The sequence below is a fragment of the Brevibacterium sp. Mu109 genome, from assembly GCF_900169375.1.
Lineage (GTDB): Bacteria > Actinomycetota > Actinomycetes > Actinomycetales > Brevibacteriaceae > Brevibacterium > Brevibacterium yomogidense_A.
Genome location: NZ_FXZF01000001.1, coordinates 298,807 through 317,074, shown reverse-complemented (window position 1 = coordinate 317,074; position 18,268 = coordinate 298,807). Strand labels below are relative to the sequence as shown.

Annotated in this window: 17 protein-coding genes and 1 riboswitch; of the genes, 3 read left to right on the top strand and 14 right to left on the bottom strand. The window is 70.2% G+C overall.

Annotation, left to right across the window (positions count from 1 at the left end):
- On the top strand, nucleotides 1-311 hold a 311-nt coding region (locus BSP109_RS01335; protein ID WP_146001069.1), incomplete at its 5' end, for a transposase.
- Nucleotides 308-1,237, top strand: a complete 930-nt coding sequence (locus BSP109_RS01330; protein WP_101599125.1) for a hypothetical protein — start codon at nucleotides 308-310, stop codon at nucleotides 1,235-1,237. The genes BSP109_RS01335 and BSP109_RS01330, both read left to right, overlap by 4 nt.
- Before the next feature lie 33 nt (nucleotides 1,238-1,270).
- On the opposite strand, the gene BSP109_RS17440 is transcribed toward BSP109_RS01330, so the two are convergent.
- The 13 genes from BSP109_RS17440 to ribD form a co-directional block, all read right to left on the bottom strand.
- Nucleotides 1,271-1,633 (bottom strand): AlpA family transcriptional regulator, encoded by a 363-nt coding sequence (locus BSP109_RS17440; RefSeq protein WP_219618487.1) that lies wholly within the window; start codon nucleotides 1,631-1,633, stop codon nucleotides 1,271-1,273.
- A gap of 109 nt (nucleotides 1,634-1,742) precedes the next feature.
- A complete protein-coding gene (locus tag BSP109_RS01320; protein WP_257944510.1) occupies nucleotides 1,743-3,101 on the bottom strand; it encodes an MFS transporter in 1,359 nt (452 codons plus the stop codon).
- 115 nt (nucleotides 3,102-3,216) lie between these two features.
- Nucleotides 3,217-4,308: an asparaginase domain-containing protein gene (locus BSP109_RS01315; RefSeq protein ID WP_101599124.1), complete on the bottom strand. Its 1,092-nt coding sequence runs from the start codon at nucleotides 4,306-4,308 to the stop codon at nucleotides 3,217-3,219.
- Complete coding sequence (locus BSP109_RS01310) at nucleotides 4,305-5,264, bottom strand: prenyltransferase (protein ID WP_256970113.1); 960 nt, start codon at nucleotides 5,262-5,264, stop codon at nucleotides 4,305-4,307. Before BSP109_RS01310 ends, BSP109_RS01315 begins: the two co-directional genes overlap by 4 nt.
- Nucleotides 5,261-5,602 carry a lycopene cyclase domain-containing protein gene (locus BSP109_RS01305; RefSeq protein ID WP_087003021.1) on the bottom strand — a complete coding sequence of 114 codons (342 nt, stop codon included), beginning with the start codon at nucleotides 5,600-5,602 and terminating at the stop codon, nucleotides 5,261-5,263. The genes BSP109_RS01310 and BSP109_RS01305 overlap by 4 nt, the downstream gene beginning before the upstream one ends.
- Nucleotides 5,599-5,946, bottom strand: a complete 348-nt coding sequence (locus BSP109_RS01300) for a lycopene cyclase domain-containing protein (RefSeq protein ID WP_373404764.1) — start codon at nucleotides 5,944-5,946, stop codon at nucleotides 5,599-5,601. The genes BSP109_RS01305 and BSP109_RS01300 overlap by 4 nt, the downstream gene beginning before the upstream one ends.
- Nucleotides 5,943-7,655, bottom strand: coding sequence for a phytoene desaturase family protein (gene crtI / locus BSP109_RS01295; protein WP_101599123.1), 1,713 nt, complete (start codon nucleotides 7,653-7,655; stop codon nucleotides 5,943-5,945). The genes BSP109_RS01300 and crtI overlap by 4 nt, the downstream gene beginning before the upstream one ends.
- A complete protein-coding gene (locus BSP109_RS01290; protein ID WP_180959583.1) occupies nucleotides 7,652-8,707 on the bottom strand; it encodes a squalene/phytoene synthase family protein in 1,056 nt (351 codons plus the stop codon). Before BSP109_RS01290 ends, crtI begins: the two co-directional genes overlap by 4 nt.
- 27 nt (nucleotides 8,708-8,734) lie before the next feature.
- On the bottom strand, nucleotides 8,735-10,390 hold the full coding sequence (locus BSP109_RS01285) for a TrkA family potassium uptake protein (protein WP_180959582.1): 1,656 nt from the start codon (nucleotides 10,388-10,390) through the stop codon (nucleotides 8,735-8,737).
- Nucleotides 10,391-10,610: 220 nt separating this feature from the next.
- Nucleotides 10,611-11,129, bottom strand: a complete 519-nt coding sequence (ribH, locus tag BSP109_RS01280) for a 6,7-dimethyl-8-ribityllumazine synthase (RefSeq protein WP_101599120.1) — start codon at nucleotides 11,127-11,129, stop codon at nucleotides 10,611-10,613.
- Nucleotides 11,129-12,493 (bottom strand): GTP cyclohydrolase II, encoded by a 1,365-nt coding sequence (ribA, locus tag BSP109_RS01275; RefSeq protein ID WP_101599119.1) that lies wholly within the window; start codon nucleotides 12,491-12,493, stop codon nucleotides 11,129-11,131. Before ribA ends, ribH begins: the two co-directional genes overlap by 1 nt.
- Nucleotides 12,490-13,311, bottom strand: coding sequence for a riboflavin synthase (locus BSP109_RS01270; RefSeq protein WP_087003003.1), 822 nt, complete (start codon nucleotides 13,309-13,311; stop codon nucleotides 12,490-12,492). The genes ribA and BSP109_RS01270 overlap by 4 nt, the downstream gene beginning before the upstream one ends.
- Nucleotides 13,312-13,314: 3 nt before the next feature.
- Nucleotides 13,315-14,574, bottom strand: a complete 1,260-nt coding sequence (gene ribD, locus BSP109_RS01265) for a bifunctional diaminohydroxyphosphoribosylaminopyrimidine deaminase/5-amino-6-(5-phosphoribosylamino)uracil reductase RibD (protein ID WP_101599118.1) — start codon at nucleotides 14,572-14,574, stop codon at nucleotides 13,315-13,317.
- 207 nt (nucleotides 14,575-14,781) lie between these two features.
- Nucleotides 14,782-14,914, bottom strand: a riboswitch (FMN riboswitch).
- A gap of 239 nt (nucleotides 14,915-15,153) precedes the next feature.
- Here ribD and BSP109_RS01260 point away from each other — a divergent pair.
- Nucleotides 15,154-17,259, top strand: a complete 2,106-nt coding sequence (locus BSP109_RS01260) for a RecQ family ATP-dependent DNA helicase (RefSeq protein ID WP_101599117.1) — start codon at nucleotides 15,154-15,156, stop codon at nucleotides 17,257-17,259.
- Here the strand turns inward: BSP109_RS01260 and BSP109_RS01255 are convergent.
- Entirely contained in the window at nucleotides 17,183-18,052 is an 870-nt protein-coding gene (locus tag BSP109_RS01255; protein ID WP_101599116.1) for a DUF4184 family protein, read from the bottom strand. The two genes, BSP109_RS01260 and BSP109_RS01255, sit on opposite strands and share 77 nt — an antisense overlap.
- Nucleotides 18,053-18,268 lie beyond the last annotated feature (216 nt).

Below are 18,268 nucleotides of genomic sequence, written 5' to 3'. Positions count from 1 at the left end.
CCTGGGGCATCAAGGAGCAGCTCCGACGCCTGCTGGCCACCGACACTCTCGCCCAGGCCTGGCAGGAGCGGATGCGGATGGGCTACTTCGTCCAGATCGCGAACATGCCCGAGGCCACGAAGCTCTACGACACCGTCGTGACCTGGTGGGACGCCATCGAGGTCCTCATCGTCACCGGCGCAACCACCGCGAAGGTCGAAGCGGGCAACACCGGCATCAAGAACATCAAACGCACCGGCCGCGGATTCCGCAACGCGGAGAACTACCGGACGCGTATCCTGCTCACCAGCGCCGCGAGAACCGTAGCGTGAATACCCGCCACAGCAGGGTCATTCACCACGAACCGCGAAGAGCCGCTTATCCGGCGATCGACGCCTACAACAAGCTCACGCAGTATTCGAGCGCTGCGCCGCTGACCGGAGAAGCGATCTCCCAGGCGATGATGAGTGAGGCGGCCTGGAACGACCCGCAGCTGATCGAGCAGTACGACGAGAAGGGCCTGACGCCACTCTCACCTCTGCTGTCGTCCGGGGACTACTGGATCGCATGCAACGCAGAATCGTCTGGACCGGGGGACTGGGACGGTCGGCAGATCCGCATCGGCGGCACCGCGCAGGGACCGATCGCAGAGAGCATCGGGGCCTCGCCCGTGTCCATGGAGTACGGCGAGACCTTCGAAGCGCTGCAGCGGAACACGGTCGACTGCACCTTCGTGCAGGGGCAGGTGGCCGGATCGACGGGCCTGCTGGAGGTCGCGCCGCACGTCAAACTCTTCGAAGGCGACCGGATGACCGGCGGTGCGACCGCAGCACACGTTGCGGGTTCACGCTTCGACGAGCTGCCGCTGGCGTACAAGCAGATCATCTTCGACGCCGGAGTGGACATGTTCCACGGTCAGCTGGCGAGCACGATGGACTCGAGTCTCCAGGCGGTGAAGGACGTTCAAGCAGCAGATGGCACGTTCAGCTCCATCGCCCCGGAGGTGCAGGAGACGATGGAGGGCACGCAGGAAGAGCTGGTCGACGGTCTGATCGAGGACGGCAGGATCGACGAGGACATCCGGGAGCAGCTGACAGGTTCGGCGGAGAAGTGGACGGGGATCGTCGAGGAGCTCGGCTATGAGGACGGCGGGGAGCTGCAGGACCTGGACGAGTGGTACGAGGTCGACAGCGTGGACTTCCGCCCGCTGGGAGAGCGGGTCTTCGAGGAGGCGAGCCTCGCGCACCGGCCGGAATAGATCGTCTCCACGCGGCCACGACTCACCGCGGCGTCAGGACTCCGCGCCGCTCCCGCCACGTGCCAGGCGCTCGCCGAGCCAGCGCTCGATCGTCGACTCGTGCCATCCGCGGGTCCGCGCGACGGTCGCGTCGGGCTCCGGCAGGTCCGCGTCCCTCTCCAGCTCCACGTTCGTGATGCCGAGAAGTTCGGCGACCTCGCCGATGGACAGGTAGCGGACGGGGCCTGCCTGCGGCGCCTGTTCGGCGGCGGGGACCGATGCCGGTGTCGTCTCCCACGGATCACCGGGCGTCGGAGGGCCGGGCACGAAGCCGATGCGCTGCCCCGCGAGGACACCCGCTGCTCCGAGTGTCGTGCCCAGCGCCGTGCTCAGTCCCACCAGTGCCAGCTTCCGCATTGCGATTCTCTCCTGTGCGTCGACGTCGATGTCCGGTCCCAGTATGGGGCACGGGAGCACGATGACTCAGACCGGGACCTCGGCGACGGTCGGCCGGAAGCGGATCAGCTCACACAGACGTCGCCGCGTCCGCCGCATCCGGCTTCGGTGCGGCCTTGAGCACGAGCGTGACGACGCCGGCGGCGATCATCGTGAGCCCCACGACCCACAGGCCCGCGTTCTGCGTCCCCGTCAGCTCTGCGAGCCCGCCGGTGATGTAGGGGGCGAAGAAGCCGGCGGAGTTGCCCAGCGAGTTCACCAGGGCGATGCCCGCCGCGGCGGCGGCTCCGGCGAGGAACGTCTGGGGCAGCGGCCAGAAGCAGGGAAGCGTCGCGCAGATCGCCATGCAGCAGATCGTCACAGCGATCATCGTCGTGAAGGGCGAGCTCATGTAGAGCGCGACCGGGATCGCCGCGCCGCCCACGAAGAGGGGCAGCGCCACGTGCCACACCCGCTCGCCTGTCTTGTCGCTGTGGCGGGACCACAGCAGCATCGCGATCACGCCGAACGAGTAGGGGATCGCCGTGATGAACCCGATCTCGACGATCGAGAAGTCGGTGCCGAAGGTCTCGGAGAAGCCCGCGATGATCGTGGGCAGGAAGAAGCTGAGCGCATACAGGCCGTACACGGCGCCGAAGTACACGAAGCTCAGCGCCCAGACGCGCGGCTGCAGCAGCGCGCGCCGGACAGGGTAGTGGTACGAGTGCGCAGTCGAGGACTCCTCGGCCTCCATGCGGGCACTCAGCCAGTCGCGCTCCTCCGGCTCCAGCCACTTCGCGTCCTTGGGGCGGTCCGTGAGGTAGAAGAGGCACATGATCCCCAGGATCACCGCGGGGAAGCCCTCGACGAGGAACATGAAGCGCCACCCGGAGAAGCCGCCCAGGATGTTCTCGCCCTGGGATACCAGCCACGACGAAAGCGGTGCGCCGATGACGTTGGACAGCGGGATCGCCAGCATGAAGAGCGCGGTCGCACGCGCACGCCGGCTGCTGGGGAACCAGTACGTGAGGTAGAGGACGATGCCGGGGAAGAACCCTGCCTCCGCCACGCCCAGGAGGAATCGCAGCGCGTACAGCCAGTACTCGTTCGTCACGAACGCCATCGCCGAGGCCACCAGGCCCCAGCTGATGAGGATCCGCGCCAGCCAGATACGCGCCCCGAAGCGGTGGAGGGCCAGGTTCGACGGCACCTCGAGCATGAGGTAGCCGAAGAAGAAGATCCCCGCGGCGAACCCGAACTGCGTCGCGGTGAGCCCCAGCTCCTCGTTCATCCCGCCCGGACCGGCGATGGAGATGTTCGTCCGGTCGAGGTAGTTGATGAAGTACATCGCGATGATGAACGGGATGAGCCGCCACGTCACCTTCTTGAGGACGCGGTTCTCCATCGCCTGGTCGGCCGTCGATGTCGAGGAAGGGGTCGTGTCTGGCATGCGACGGATCGTAACCCGCCCGAGGCTCCCGGAGAAGGTGACGGACCGCACTGTGGGACTGCGGTGCCAGAGAGGTGCCCGAGGGCCGTCAGAGCAGGGTCGTCAGAGAACGTCGTCAGAGGACTGGGAAGTCCGTGCCGAAGTGGAGCGCGAGGATCAGTGCCAGCCGCGCCTTCCGCGCGTTGAGCGTCCCCGCGGGGACGAGTCCGCGTCCCAGCAGGTCGATCTCCGCGCCGGGGTACCCGTAGGTCCGCTCGAGCGTCGCGCCGGCTCCGGTCCTAGACGCCAGGACGACCGGGACCTCGGCTGCCACCGCGGCGACGCGCGCGACGGTGGACTGCGGCACGTGGCCGCCTCCCACGCCGGCCAGCACGCAGCCCGCGTACCCGGCTTCGGCGAGTTCCTCCACGAGCGACAGGTCGTCGTCGAGGCCCACCTCGAGGACCGCGACCCGGGGGAAGGCCGGTGCAGGTTCGGGAGTGGGCTGGTCGCTCGCCGGGGCCTCGGGCGCGGAATGGTCGGGCACGGACTGGTCAGGCACTGACAGATCAGGCACGGACCAGCCGGGGACGGCGCGGGAGGCGGCGGGGGCGTGGGGCAGGACGAGCCGGTCCTCGGAGACCCAGCCCAGCGGTCCCTGGCCCAGCCCGGCCTGGAACGCCGCGACCGAGGTCGTGTGCGCCTTCGTGACCGACAGCGGGTCGAAGACCTCGTCGGCGAAGACCAGGGCAGCGGCCAGGCGACGGTCGGCTGCGAGCTCCTTCATCCGAGGATCGAGGGCCGTGCGGGCGGCTGACCGCACATTGGCTCCGCCATCGGCGCCCGGTAGGGATGGGTTGCGCATCGCACCCGTGAGGACGACGGGGATGCCCGCGTCGTTGAGCAGGGCGAGGACGAAGGCCGAATCCTCGAGCGTGTCCGTCCCCTGCGTGAGGACGACGCCGTCCGCCCCGTCGGCCGCGGCTCGCCGGATCGACCGCACGGCGTCGAAGAGGTGGGTCAGCGTGATCGACCCAGAGCCCACCTGCGCGAGCTGCTCGAAGGTGACCAGCGGCGGCTCGTCTTCGAGGGTGAGCGTGTCGAGCTGTGCGGCGGCGGCGATCTGCTCCGCACCGATGGTGGGCATGACGCCGGAGGCGGCATCGGTCTGCGGTGCGGAGGCGATCGTGCCTCCCAGGGCGATGATGTGGAGTCGGGGAGCGCTCATGTCGCGAGTGTAAGCCCGGCCGCGGACAGGAGCCCGGCAGCGGACGGCACACCGGGCACAGGCAGGGCGCCTGCGTGGACGAGCAGCAGCATCGTCACCCCGAAGCCCACCAAGTAGTTGAGCCAGAGGAAGGTCGTCCACCCTCGGTGGGCGTCGGCAGACGTCTGGTCCGTGACGGTGACGAAGCGCGCGACGGACACGATGTACGGCACCGCTCCCAGCGCCGCCCACTGGAGCACCGGCCCCGCGCCGAGGGCCAGCACCCCCGCGGCGACATAGCCCGCGAGCGACACCCACACCGTTGCCCGCGCCCCGAGGACGGTGGCGATCGAGCCGAGTCCGGCCTCGCGATCGGGGCCCACGTCCTGGACCGCACCGAACGCCTGGCTCGCCACGCCCCAGAGGAAGAACGCCGCCAGTCCGCACCAGCCGGCCGGTGAGGGCCACGTGCTCAGAACGGCGAGTGCCACCCAGGCGGGGGAGGAGAAGTGCGTGGACGAGGTGAGCGAGTCCAGCAGCGGGATCTCCTTGAACCGCAGACCGCGCACGCTGTACGCGACGACTGCGAAGAGGGAGAGACCCAGGACCGGGATGACAGCGGTGATTGCTTGGGGCCCGCCCGCCACCAGCAGCCACACCACGAACGGCACGCACGTGAGCGCCGCTGCCCAGAGGACCGTGCGGTGGACCCGGCGGTCCAGGACATCGCCCTCGAGGCCGCCCTTGCGCGGATTGCGCAGATCCGATTCGAAGTCGAAGACGTCGTTGATGCCGTACATCGCCAGGTTGTAGGGGACGAGGAAGAAGAAGCACCCCACCCAGAACGTCGCATCGAGCCCGCCGCCGGCCAGCAGCCACGCGGCACCGAACGGGTACGCGGTGTTGATCCACGAGAGGGGCCGGGACGTGACGACGAGGTGCCGCAGCACGCGGGCCGGCGGCAGGCGGTCGGTCACCGTGCCTCGTCTGCGCGGTCGTCACGCCTGGCACCCAGCAGCGTCCACAGCGCCGGCAGCGCCAGCACCGCGAAGATCGTGTAGGCGAAGTCCTCGACCGGCATGATCCCCAGCTTGATGCCGGAGATCCGCGCATCGTCGTAGTCGACCAGACCCACCCCGATCATGATGTTGTCGAAGACGGCGGTGAGCACGAGCAGCACGCTCGCGGTGACGACGAGGGCGGATCGGTGCAGACGGGAGCGAGGGGAGCGCTGCGCACCGCGCGACCGCAGAGCGAACACGAGCACGGCGACCGCCCCCGCGAGGAACACAGTGTTGAGGAGCCAGTAGGTCATGCGTCGCTCCCCACCCGCTCGCGCCACTGAAGGATCCTCCGCGCCCCGGCGTACACGTTCATCGTCAGCCAGCAGAGGAAGGTGAGGAACAGCAGCTCCTCGACGGGGAGCTCCGGTGCCAGCAGGACGCCGGTCATGAAGGGCGTCTCGCCGCGGAAGAACACTCCCAGCCCGATCCCGAACACGTCCCACACGAGGAACGTCGCGACCCCGGCCGCGTGGACGATCGCGGCCCGCCTCCAGTCCGCGAACCAGAAGAGCCGGTGCCGCCAGTCCAGCATGAGCATCCCGAACATGCTGAACAGCAGACAGCTCATGTACGCGAACGGCATGAGAGCGCTCACGAGTCTCCTCTCCCCTCGGCCCCACGGTCTCCCTCGGACTCACGCCTTCCCTCGAGCGACCGCAGCGCATCGAACGCGTTCTCCGCGCTCATCACGCACATCGGCAGCCCCACCCCGGGAGCGGTGTACGCCCCGGCGCGCAGGAGGTTCGTCACCTGCGGAGAGACCACCGAGTCGCGGAACATCGCACTCTGCTTCAGCGTGTGCGCGGGACCCAGGGCGGTACCGGACCACGCGCGCAGGTTCAGCGCGAAATCACCGGGCGCCCGCACGTGCCGCACGCGGACCCGGGAGCGCAGGTCAGGTGCGCCCACCCGTGCCCCGACTGCGTCGATGACGCGGTCGACGTAGCGCTCGATCTCTTCCTGCCCCGCCTTCAGCGTCGGATTCGCCGGGAAGGGGACGAGCAGGAACAGGCTCTCGCATCCTTCGGGGGCGACGGACGGGTCCGTGACCGTCGGCGCGCACACGTAGGTGCTCGCGGGCTCCGGCAGCCGCGCGTCCCGCCCGCCGAACACGGACGCGAAGTTCGTCTCCCAGTCATCCGTGAAGAACAGGGTGTGGTGGGAGAGGCCGGGCACGCGCCCCTCGATCCCCAGCATCACTGTGAGCGCGCCCATCCCCGGGTCGCGCTTCTCCCACTCCCGCTTCGACACGCTCACCAGCTTGGGCGGCAGCATGCGCGTCTCCACGTGGTGGAGGTCGCAGGCCGCGACGACCCAGTCCGGCTCGATCAGCTGCAGCCCGTCCGCGGTCCGGTACACGACCTCGGTGATGGCACGGCTGCTGCCGGGACCGGGGCGCAGGGACAGGACCTCGGCGTCGGTGGTGATGCGGACGCCCGCATCCAGAGCGAGGCGGGTGAACGCGTCGATGAGCGTCCCCATCCCGCCCATCGGGTACTTCACCCCGTCGACCAGATCCATGCGGCTCATGAGGTGGTAGAGCGCGGGCGTGCGGCTGGGGTCGGAGGCGAGGAACACCGCCGGATACAGCAGGATCTGCCGCAGCAGAGGATGCCGGAACCGCGAGTGGACGTGGTCGCGGAACGACCCGGTCAGTAGGCCGGGCAGCTGGGGCAGCGCCGCTCGCGTCTGCGGGTCCCTGCCCGCTCCCGCGAGCACACCGGCGCCGAGGCGCCCAAGACTCCGCACCCGCCGCGGCATCCCGGCCGCGCCCCGGTGCTCGCGGCCGAAGTCGGTGCGCAGGGCGTGCTCGAGGGCGAGGTCGTAGAGCAGGGAGGCGCTCGCCAGATGGTCGTCGAGTGCCTTCGATGACCCCGGCTCCAGTCGTTCGAAGAGCGCGTGGAGGGCGGCCCGGTCGGGGATGATGTCGAGGGGCTCGGGGAGGTCGAAGGGTTCAGGGAGCCCGGGGTCTCCGCTCGCCGGGTCTGCTGTGCTCGATGTCTCTGCTGCCGCCGACGGGTGCACGTGGCCGGGGAACAGGCGGTAGGACGGGGTGAGGTCGACGAGGTCGAGCTCCTGCTCCGCGGTGGTGCCGAACCGTCGGAAGAACGCGTCGAACACCTCGGGCATGAGGTACCAGGACGGTCCCGTGTCGAAGAGGAAGCCGTCATCCTCGAGCGTCGCGGCCCGGCCTCCCACCTGGGACAGCCGCTCGAGGACCGTGACGTCGTGCCCATCCTGGGCGGCGAGTGCGGCGGTCGCGAGGCCGGAGATGCCGGCCCCGATGACGATGACGCGGCTCATGCGGACCTCCTCGAGTACGCCACGGGCATCCCGGGCCAGGCGGTGCGGGGGCGTCCGCTCGCGGCGCGGGCTGCGATCGTGAGCTTGACCGGATCGGGGACGCGCACGCGCCGGCGCGCCACCTGTCGCGCCGGGGTCATGGCGATGCGGTGATTGAGCTCCGCGAACACACCGAACGCCGTCCACACAGCCGCGCGGACGGTGCGCGGGAGCTCGTCGATGACCGGGGCGGCCGTCGCGAGCTCATCGAAGACCTCGAAGACCAGACGGTCCTTGTGCTCCTCCGTGAAGTCCGTCGACGCGCGGCCCGGTGCGACGAGGTAGCCGCGGCGCAGGTGCGCGGAGTCGTGCGCGAGGTCGCGGACGAAGTTCACCTTCTGGAAGGCGGAGCCCAGCGCGCGGGCACCCGGCAGCAGCGCCTCCTCCGCGTCGCGGGGCAGCGGCGCCCCGTCGAAGAAGGCGAGCACGCACATCTCGCCGACGACCTCGGCCGACCCGTGGATGTAGCGGGCGAGCTCGTCGTCGGTCAGCGCCCGCGCATGTGCCGTCTGTTCCCACTGACTATCAGCAGTCTGTTCCCACCAGCTTTCATCAGACCGCACAACTTCTTTGGTGTGCGGTCTGATGAAAGTTGGTAGGTCCTGGTTCGGTGGGGGTGGAGGCTGGTCGGCTGGTACGTCGGAGCGCATCGAGGCGAAGAACGGCTCCCACTGCGCGGGACCGATGCCCGTCGCACGGGCACTCGCCGCGAACGCGTGGGCGACGAGATCCGTGGAGAATCCGCGCTCCACCGCCTGGGCGATGACCTGCTCGAACCGGTCGAGCTCGCCGATGACGTTCTGGGGCGAGGCACCCGTCCACGCTCCGTCCACCACTTCATCCGCCACCCGCACCATCGCGTAGAGCGCTTCGATGTGGGTGCGGATGCGGCGCGGCAGGGCGGAGGACGCGAGCGTGAACGACGTCGAGTAGCTCCGCATCACCGTCCGGGCAGCGGCGCGCGCGGTCCGTGTGTAGTGGTCCGCGGGGGAGCGGTGCTGCAGGGTGGGCATGACTGCCATTGTCCCTGATCCGTGCGCTCAGCGTCCCTTCGCATACGTGTTCCGGAACGCGCGCTCCGCGTGGCGATCGCCCAGCAGCACCACGTGCGTGAGGTCTTCGGTGGGGATGCCTGCGGTCTCGACGTGCAGGGTCCCGTGGGAGTCGATCGCCGCGACGATGTGACATCCAGTCGCATCGTGGATCTTCTCGTCCCGCAGTGCCGCGCCACCCAGTGAACGCGGGCGAGGAACCGAGAACAGCTCGTTGCCCTCCGCGATGACGACTCGGTGGGCACGGCCGAGCTCGTTCCACAGTGCGGTGGCGCCGATCGTGGCGTAGGACAGAACGCTGTCCGCTCCTGCGCGGTAGAGGGTCGCCACGTTGCGCTCCGACGTCGCGCGGGCGACGATCTGCAGATCGGGGCGCAGCCGGCGGCAGTAGAGGGTGAGGTACACGTTGAAGTCGTCGTCATGGGTCGTGATCACGACGGCGGAGGCCGCTGAGAGCTCGGCGGCGTTCAGGATCTCGATCTCGGACGCGTCCCCTTCGACGACCGTGTATCCGGCGGGCGCCCGTCCGGGGACCTTCTCGACGATCGTCGTGGGCACGCGGGAATCGCGGAGCGCACCGGCGACGGCCCGTCCGACCCGTCCGCCTCCGAGGATCAGCACGGGACTCTCCACGCCCTCAGGACTCTGGAACTGGTCGTTGAAGGTGTCCAGCTCGCTGCGCGAGCCGGCCACGATCAGGACGGCCCTCTCATCGATCCTGCTGTCCGGGCCCATCGGACGCAGCCGCCCCCGCTGCATGATCGCGAGGATCCGAGCGGGGCACTTCAGGTGGTGCGTGACCTGATCGAGCGTGAGGCCGACCAGGGGTGTGCCCCGCACAGCGGCCTCGGCGATGAGCGTGTGTCCGATCGAGCCGACCACGTGGGCATGGCCGCGGGTGCCGACCGCACGGTTCGCGAGTTCGCGCCCGAGGCTCGAGCTGAGTTGGAAGACATGGTCCGCGCCCGCCAGCTCCAAGACGTCGACCGAGGCGTCCTTGTCCGCCGTCACCGCGATCTTGGCGCTCTTGTTCACCTGCCTCACGGTGAACGCGACGTTGGTGTTCGTCGTATCGGCCTGCGTCGACACGACCATGACGGCCCGCTCGACCCCTGCCTTGCGATACGTGGCGGGAGAGTCCAGGGGACCGACCATCGCCTGGTAGCCCTCATCGTGGAGGCGGCTGGCCTCCGCAGGATCCTCCACGAGTACGACGGCCGGTGTCCTGGCCCGCTTCGCGCGAGCGATCAGCGTCTGGGTCACGGCGTCGAAGCCGACCAGGATCAGGTGCCCGCGCAGGTGCTCCGGCACGCTCCGCGGCGCTCGTGCCCTCTCCAGCTGCTCCATCCAGGGCCGCACGATGAACTGCACGAACAGGAACGGCAGAAGCACCAGGATGAGCAGGATCCCGCTGGCCAGGACCAGCATCGAGAAGAGACGGCCCGCACTGGAGGCGAAGGTGATGTCGCCGTAGCCGAGTGTGGACATGGTGGTGATCGTCCAGTAGACGGCGTCGATCCAGTCGTAGGGCCGGTCCTCGCGGTCCATAAGGACCAGGAAGATCGCGCTGTACGCGGACACCATGCCGATGGCGCCCAGCGTCATCCACAGCATGAGGCGGGAACGCCAACGACCCTGTCTCATGGTGGTCGTGCTCTGTTCATTGGGGGTGTCTTGCATGACGCGGCTCGGATCTTCCTTCTCCCGCATCTCTCGACGAATGATCGTCGCGAAGATGCAGGCGCTTCGGGATCGTGCACGACCAGAGTGGTCCTGCCGGCGGCGCGAGGCCGGAGGGAATCGTCGCAGAAGTCCTGGAGCACGTCCACTGCAGCGGATTCCACCCGGCCCCCGAACAGGCGCCTCAGCAGCGGCGAACGCTGCGGAGCAATGCGGCGGTCTGCAGGGCGGCGGCGGTCGCCTCATACCCCTTGTCCTCGACGGACGGCTGGCCGTCGCCGCGGTCGGCGAGCCCCGCACGGTTGAGCGCCTGTGCATCGTCATCGCAGGTCAGAAGACCGAATCCCACGGGGGTGCGGGAATCGATCGACACCCTGGTGAGGCCGTCCGTCGCCGCCTGGCACACGTAGTCGAAGTGCGGCGTGCCGCCGCGGATCACGACGCCCAGCGCGATGACCGCGTCGTACCGATCGGCGAGCTCTGCGGCGGCGACTGGCAGCTCGAAGCTGCCGGGCACGCGGACGACCTCCGCGTCGATGCCGGCGTCCGAGGCTGCGCGCTCGGCGCCCGTGATGAGCCCGTCCATGACGGTGTCATGCCAGGAGGCGGCGAGGATCACAGCGCGGAGGCTGCTGAGGGAGTCCTCGGGATTCTGCGGGTCGGACGGAGTGAGTGCGGGGGAGGGGGCGCCGTGGTGGGCCATCAGGATGCCTTTCGGTCGGAGGGCGTGGAAGGGGAGGGCGAGGTGCTCCCGCCCAGGAGGTGCTGCATCCGCGTGCGCTTCGTATCGAGGTAGCGCGCGTTCTGGGGGCGGGCCGTGGTCTCGACGGGGATCCGCTCGACGACCTCGACCCCCAGGGCCTCGAGCGCCCGGATCTTCGCGGGGTTGTTCGTGAGCAGGCGGACGCGCGAGACATCCAGAGCAGCGAGGATCGCGGCCGCCGCGCGGTAGTCACGGGCGTCCTCGGGGTGACCCAGCTGGAGGTTCGCGTCGACCGTGTCCGCACCGGCCTCCTGCAGCGAGTACGCGCGGATCTTCTCCCACAGGCCGATGCCCCGGCCCTCGTGTCCGCGCACGTAGACGACCACGCCGCCGTGCTGCGCGATGAGGTCGAGCGACGTCTCCAGCTGTTCGCCGCAGTCGCAGCGGTGCGAGCCGAACGCGTCCCCCGTGAGGCACTCGGAGTGGACGCGCACCAGAGGCGAGTCCTGCGACGAGGCCGCGGCAGCCGTTGTGGAGGCAGCTCCGGCCGACGCGGGGGCGGAACCAGCCGATGCGGGGGCGACCGCCTCGAGCGTGAGGTGCTCGATGCCGGGCCGTCCCGCCGAGTCCAGCTCCCGCCACGCGCGGGTGAGGAAGGTGCCCTGCGGAGTGGGGAGGGCGACGGGCTCGGTGCCGACGACCTCGGGCGCGGTGGGGGTGTCGTCCTCCGGGACGGTCGTGACGGCACCGCCGTCCCGCGCGTCGAGGTGGACGATGAGATCCGCGATGGACACGAGCGGCAGGCCATGGGCGTCCGCGAACGTCCGCAGGTCCTCGCCTCGCATCATCGGACCCGCGTCATGGACGAGCTCCGCGATGACGGCGACCTCACCGCTGTCGGTCAGGCGGCACAGCTCGACCCCGGCCTCCGTGTGTCCGGGGCGCTCGCGCACGCCGCCGTCGCGGGCGATGAGGGGCAGCACGTGGCCCGGTCGCGTGATCGCCGTGGGATCCGGTGACGCCGCGGCGAGCGTGTGCACGGTGACCGTGCGGTCGGCGGCGCTGATGCCGGTCGTGATGCCGGCGGCGGCGTCGCACGTGAGCGTGTAGGCGGTGCCCTTCGCGTCTTCGTTGACCTGTGTCATGGGCGGGAGGTCGAGTGCGCGTGCGCGGGCCTCCGGCATGGGTGCGCACACGACGCCCGAGGTGTGCCGGATCATGAAGCCCATCCACTCCGGCGTCATCGCGACGGCGGGCATGATGAGGTCGCCCTCGTTCTCCCGGTCCTCATCGTCGACGACGACGACGGGTCGGCGGTCGCGCAGCGCTGCCAGCGCGGCGTCGATGCTGTCGAGGCGGATCATGTCAGGTCTCCTTCGTGAGCAGGTGTGGCTTCGTTCGTGGGGGCGGCTTCGTGAGCGGGGTCGGAGGTTCGGTGCGCGGAGGTCCGGTCCGCGGCCGCCTGGAACTGCGTGAGGCGGGCGGCGTACTTCGCGATGACGTCGACCTCGACGTTCACCTCGTCGCCGACTGCGAGCACGCCCATGCGGGTCGCGGCGAGCGTCGCGGGGATCAGGCTGACCTCGACCCAGTGGCCGGGATCGGGCTGGGCCGAGTCGGAGGGTTCTGCGACAGACGGACCCGCGCCCGAGGCAGTGGCCGGCCGGGCGGTCGGCTCACCTCCCGGTGCGGGGCTCACGGCTGAGAGCGTGAGGGAGATCCCGTCGAGCGCGATCGATCCCTTCTCGGCGGTGTACGGCGCGAGGTCCGCCGGGACGCTGATGCGCAGCGTGACCCAGTCGCCCTCGTCGACGCGGGCCAGCACGCGGCCGGTGCCGTCCACGTGGCCCTGCACGATGTGGCCGTCCAGGCGGTCGCTCGCGCGAGGGCAGCGCTCGAGGTTGACGGGGTCTCCCGACTGCAGTCCGCCCACGGTGGTGCGGGTGAGCGTCTCGCCCATGACGTGGGCGACGAAGACGCCGGTCGTCAGCGAGCGGGCGGCGCCGTCGGAGGGCAGAGACTCCGGTGCCTGCGTGAGGCACACCCCGTTGACGGCGAGTGAACCGCCGTCCGGCAACCCGTTCAGCACGGTGCCTGCGCGGAGCGTCAGGACTGCTGAGCCCGCGTCAGTGGGTGTGAGCGAGACGACCTCGCCCATCTCCTCGATGATTCCGGTGAACATGTCTCAGCGTCCCTTCGTGGGCTCGGGTGCAGGTGTGGGATCGGGTGTCTGTGTGGGCTCCGGTGTCTCGGCTGCTTCCGGGGCCGGGAAGGAAACGGACGTCGGGGTGGCTCCGGGCGTCTGTGTGGGCTCGGGTGTCTCGGCCGGCCGGAGGCGGAGGATCGTGTCGGGGTTCCCGCGGTGGGAGTCGGGGGAGGAGACGGGGGAGACCCCGGCAGGCGTGTCGTCGGGGATCCAGCGGATGGCCTCGGCGAGTGTGGACACTCCCAGATCCGCGAGGCCGGACAGGCCGTCGCCCAGGAGCATCGGGGCGATGTGCAGTTCGAGCTCGTCGACGACTCCTGCGCGGAGGAAAGCGCCGGCGAGATGGGCTCCGCCCTCCACGAGGACGTGCTCGAGGCCGCGCTCGCGCAGGGTCTGCAGCGCCGCGAGCGGATCGCGCGTGCGCAGATGCACGGTGCGCGGATCGCGGGCCAGGTGCGAATCCGGCGCGAGGTCCCGCATCCCGACGGCGACCGGGACCGGCTGGGTGACTGGGACTGGCTGTGTGGCGGGGCCCGGTTGAGTATCTGGGGCCGACTGGGTGTGAGGGTTTGACTGGGTGCCGGAGTCTGGCCGGGTGACCGCGACCGGGTTGCTGCCCGGGGCCTCGGGCGCGGGGCGGGCCGTGAGACGCGGATCGTCTGCGTGCGCGGTCCCTGTCCCGACGACGACGGCGTCGACGCGGGCCCGCAGCGTGTGGACGCGCTCGCGGGACGCGGGCGAGGTGATCCACTGCGACGTGCCGTCCGCTGCGGCGATCCGTCCGTCCAGGCTCTGCGCCATCTTGAGCGTGACGTAGGGACGGCGCTCGCCCACGGCCTGCAGCCAGCGCGCGTTGAGTGCGCGGGCCTCGGACTCCCGCACACCGGTGCGCACCGTCACGCCGGCGTCGCGCAGTCGTGCGCAGCCGCCTGCCGCGGACGGGTTGGGATCCGCGACGGCGACGACGACCTCGGGCACGCCCGCTTCGATCAGCAGATCAGTGCACGGGCCGGTGCGCCCGTGGTGGGTGCAGGGCTCCAGGGTGACGCAGACGACCGAGGCGGTGAGGTCGATTCCTGCGGCGCGCGCGGCGGCCAGCGCGTCCGGCTCGGCGTGCGGTGTGCCGGCACCGCGGTGGTGGCCGGTGACGATCGTGCCGTCGGGGGCGAGCACGGCAGCGCCCACGAGCGGATTCGCGCCGCGGACGCCGCGTCGCGCGGCTGCGAGGGCGGCATCCATGGCCGCGTGCACAGTGCTGAGCTGTGGCGGCGTGCTGAGCGGTACTGACGTGGGGGAAGGGCCTTCCGCCGACCGTTCCATCCGTCCCTCCCGGGTTCTACACCGGGGTATGGGAGGTGGCTGCGCGGCGGGTGCTGCGTGCCTGCGCGAGGGTGCGGTCAGGGTGCGATCGCGCGACCCGTGACGCGAGAGGACTGCCCTGCGCTCACGATGTTCCTCCCATCCAGACTTTACTGTCGGTCTCGGAATTCCACCGAGTCAACCGGTCTTCCTGTGAGGGAGGACGCGGGTCGCGGACTGTCACCGCCGGTACGGAATCTCACCGTCCCCGGAACATGTGGGACCGAGTGTAGCAACCGACGTGTGGTGCGGCACACCCCGGGTCTGAGGCGTGGGACAGTGCTGTGCCGATGCCCGCGTCGATGCCCGCGTCGATGCCCGCGTCGGTGCTCGTGGCGGTGCTCGTGCCGGTGCTCGTGTCAGGGCCTCTCACCGGCTGTGTCCGTCCCCTCACCTAGAGTGCCGATACGGTGGAGATCTCCGCCGGTACCGGACGGAAGCGAAGACCGGAGGCGCCAGATGCAGGACAGCGGACTGAACAGGGACGGACTTCTGGAGGAGGCCGCGCGACTCCTGGTCGACCTCACCGGCAATCCGGACGCGCGCCTGCGCGACGGCCAGGCGGAGGCGATCGAAGCACTCGTCGCGGATCGCCGCAGGGCGCTCGTCGTTCAGCGCACCGGCTGGGGCAAGTCCGCCGTGTACTTCATCGCGGCGAAGCTCATGCGCAGTGCGGGACGCGGCCCCTCGCTCATCATCTCCCCGCTGCTGGCGCTCATGCGCGACCAGGTCGCGGCGGCCGCCCGGGCCGGCGTGGTCGCGCGCACGCTGAACTCGTCGAACATGACGGAATGGGACGAGGTGCGGGAAGACCTGGCCGCGGGCCGCGTCGACGTCCTGCTCGTCTCGCCGGAGCGACTCACGAACCCCGCCTTCCGCGACTCCGTGCTGCCGGACCTGATCGGCTCCGTGGGCATGATCGTCGTGGACGAGGCGCACTGCATCTCCGACTGGGGCCACGACTTCAGACCCGACTACCGGCGCATCGGCGCGATGATCCGCGAGCTGCCGCCCGGCACCCCGGTCCTCGCGACGACCGCCACGGCGAATTCGCGGGTCGTCGCGGACGTCGCGGAGCAGCTGGGCGATGACACGCTCGTCATCCGCGGAGAGCTCGCGCGGGCGTCCCTGCGGCTCGGAGTGACACCCGTGCGGCCGCCCGGGGTGCGGCTGGCCTGGTTGGCGGAGCACCTGGGCGACTTCTGGGGCTCCGGGATCATCTACACCCTCACCGTGTCGGCGGCGCAGGACGCCACGCGCGCGCTGCGGGACGCGGGCTGGAACGTCGAGACCTACACCGGCGGCACGGACACGGAGGAGCGCGAGAGGCTGGAGGTCGCGCTCAAGGAGAATCAGGTGAAGGCGCTGGTGGCGACCTCGGCACTGGGGATGGGCTTCGACAAGCCGGACCTGGGGTTCGTCATCCACATGGGTGCCCCGTCCTCGCCCGTCGCGTACTACCAGCAGGTCGGGCGTGCAGGGCGCGCGACGTCGTCCGCGGACGTGCTCCTGATGCCCGGCAACGAGGACTCCGACATCTGGGAGTACTTCGCGACCGCCTCGATGCCCTCTGAGGAGGACGCACAGGGGGTGCTCTCCGCTCTGGACACGGAGGGGACGCTGTCCGTCCCCGCGCTGGAGACCCGGGTGGGGGTGAGGCGCGGCCGCCTCGAGCTGCTGCTCAAGACCCTGAGCGTCGACGGCGCGGTCCAGCGCGTGCGCGGCGGCTACAGCTCGACGGGAGTCGGATGGAGCTACGACGGTGAGCGCTACCGCCACGTGGCGGAGGTGCGGCGCGCGGAGGCGCAGTCGATGCTGGAGTACGAGACGACGTCGGGCTGCCGCATGCGGTACCTCGTCGACGCGCTCGATGACCCGGACCCGCAGGACTGCGGACGCTGCGACAACTGCGACGCGCAGTGGTGGGACGACTCCGTGAGCGATGAGGCGCGCCATCAGGCTCGGCAGGTGCTGTCCTCCGTCGGCATCCCCCTCGACCCACGGGGCCAGTGGCCGTCGGGGATGGCCAATCTGGGCGTCACGCTCTCCGGCCGCATCCCGGTCGAGGAGCGTGCGGAGGAGGGGCGTGCGGTCGCGCGCCTCACGGACCTGGGCCCCGGCCAGCGGCTGCGGGAGTTCCTCGCTCCGGCAGCCGCGGACGGTCCCGTGCCCGATGACATCGGTGCGCTGTGCGTGCAGACACTGCAGCAGTGGAACTGGGAGCGCCGCCCCGACGCGATCATCGCGGTCCCCAGTTCGCGCCGTCCCCAGACGGTCCGCTCACTCGCGGCGAATCTGGCGGCCGCGGGCAAGCTCGAGGACCTGGGGGACCTGCAGCTGGTCCATGACCACGGCGGGCCGGACGTCAACAGCGCCTTCCGGCTCAAAGAGGTGCACAACGCGTTCGCTCTGTCGCCGGAGCAGGCCGATCAGGTGCGCGGGCGCGCGGTCCTGCTCGTCGACGACATGGTCGTCTCCCGCTGGACGCTCACAGTGTGTGCTCGGGAGCTGAGGCTGGCCGGTGCGGAGGCCGTTCTTCCGTTCGCGCTCGCCGTCCGCGGCTGAGGCGGTGCACGATCGCCATGGCGATCGCCGCGCAGGCGGCGTACGCGACGGTCGTCGTGAGGGCGTCGAACGCGAAGTCGTGCAGGGAGAATCCGACGGCTGTCCGGGTCTCTGCGGAGAAGGCCCGGGCCGCGCCGTAGAGGACCGTCGCAGACCCGACGCCTGCGACGAGGGCGGGGACCGCGAACATCCAGGCGGCGAGCTCGGGATGACGCTGCGGGACCGCACGCGCGTCCCGGCGCGACACGCGCAGGTACAGCCAGATGAGGACGCCGATCGCCCCCAGCAGGCTGGATGCGTACTGGAGCAGCAGGCTGTAGGAGTAGCCGGCGATCGACCCCTGCAGAGCACTGATCTGCTGCGAGACCGCGGCGCCCTCATCCGCGAGCTGGTCCCAGGCGAGGTGCGTGAGCGAGCCGACGAGCAGGGCGGGCAGGGCGAGCAGCCACGGCCGGATCCCCGTCGGCGAATCATGCGTCCGATCGCGCAGGGACCTCGGCAGCGCGTCTCTGTAGGCGGGGCGCAGGAGCAGCCACCAGAGGGCCAGAAGGAGCAGTCCGATGAGGAGGTCGACCGTCACGAGGCCCGTCAGCGAGTGGAGGAACTCGTACTGGTCGAACATGGTCGGCAGAGCCGGAGCGTCGATGAGGAGCCCCATGACGTCGAGGCCCGGAACGGCACGGGCGAAGAGCGGCACGTCGGGGACGACAGTGCCGATGACGAGGGCGCCGAGCGGCAGCCCCAGCCAGGCGAGGGGCGCGACCGCAAGGGGATGAGCGAACGTGACGGGCATCGGGGTCGGGCTCCTCGCACTCTGACGGGACACCTCAGAATAGGTGCTCCGACTGTGTGTCCGCCTGTGTGTCCGCAGACAGCTCGGAGGGTGGACGCCGCTGGTCGTGCGCGCGTCCGCAGGAGAGACTGATGTGCGCAGGTCAGCACGAGCACGCGTCTCATTACGAGCACACGTCTCACTGTGAGCACACGAGCACACGTCTGCGCGGAGACG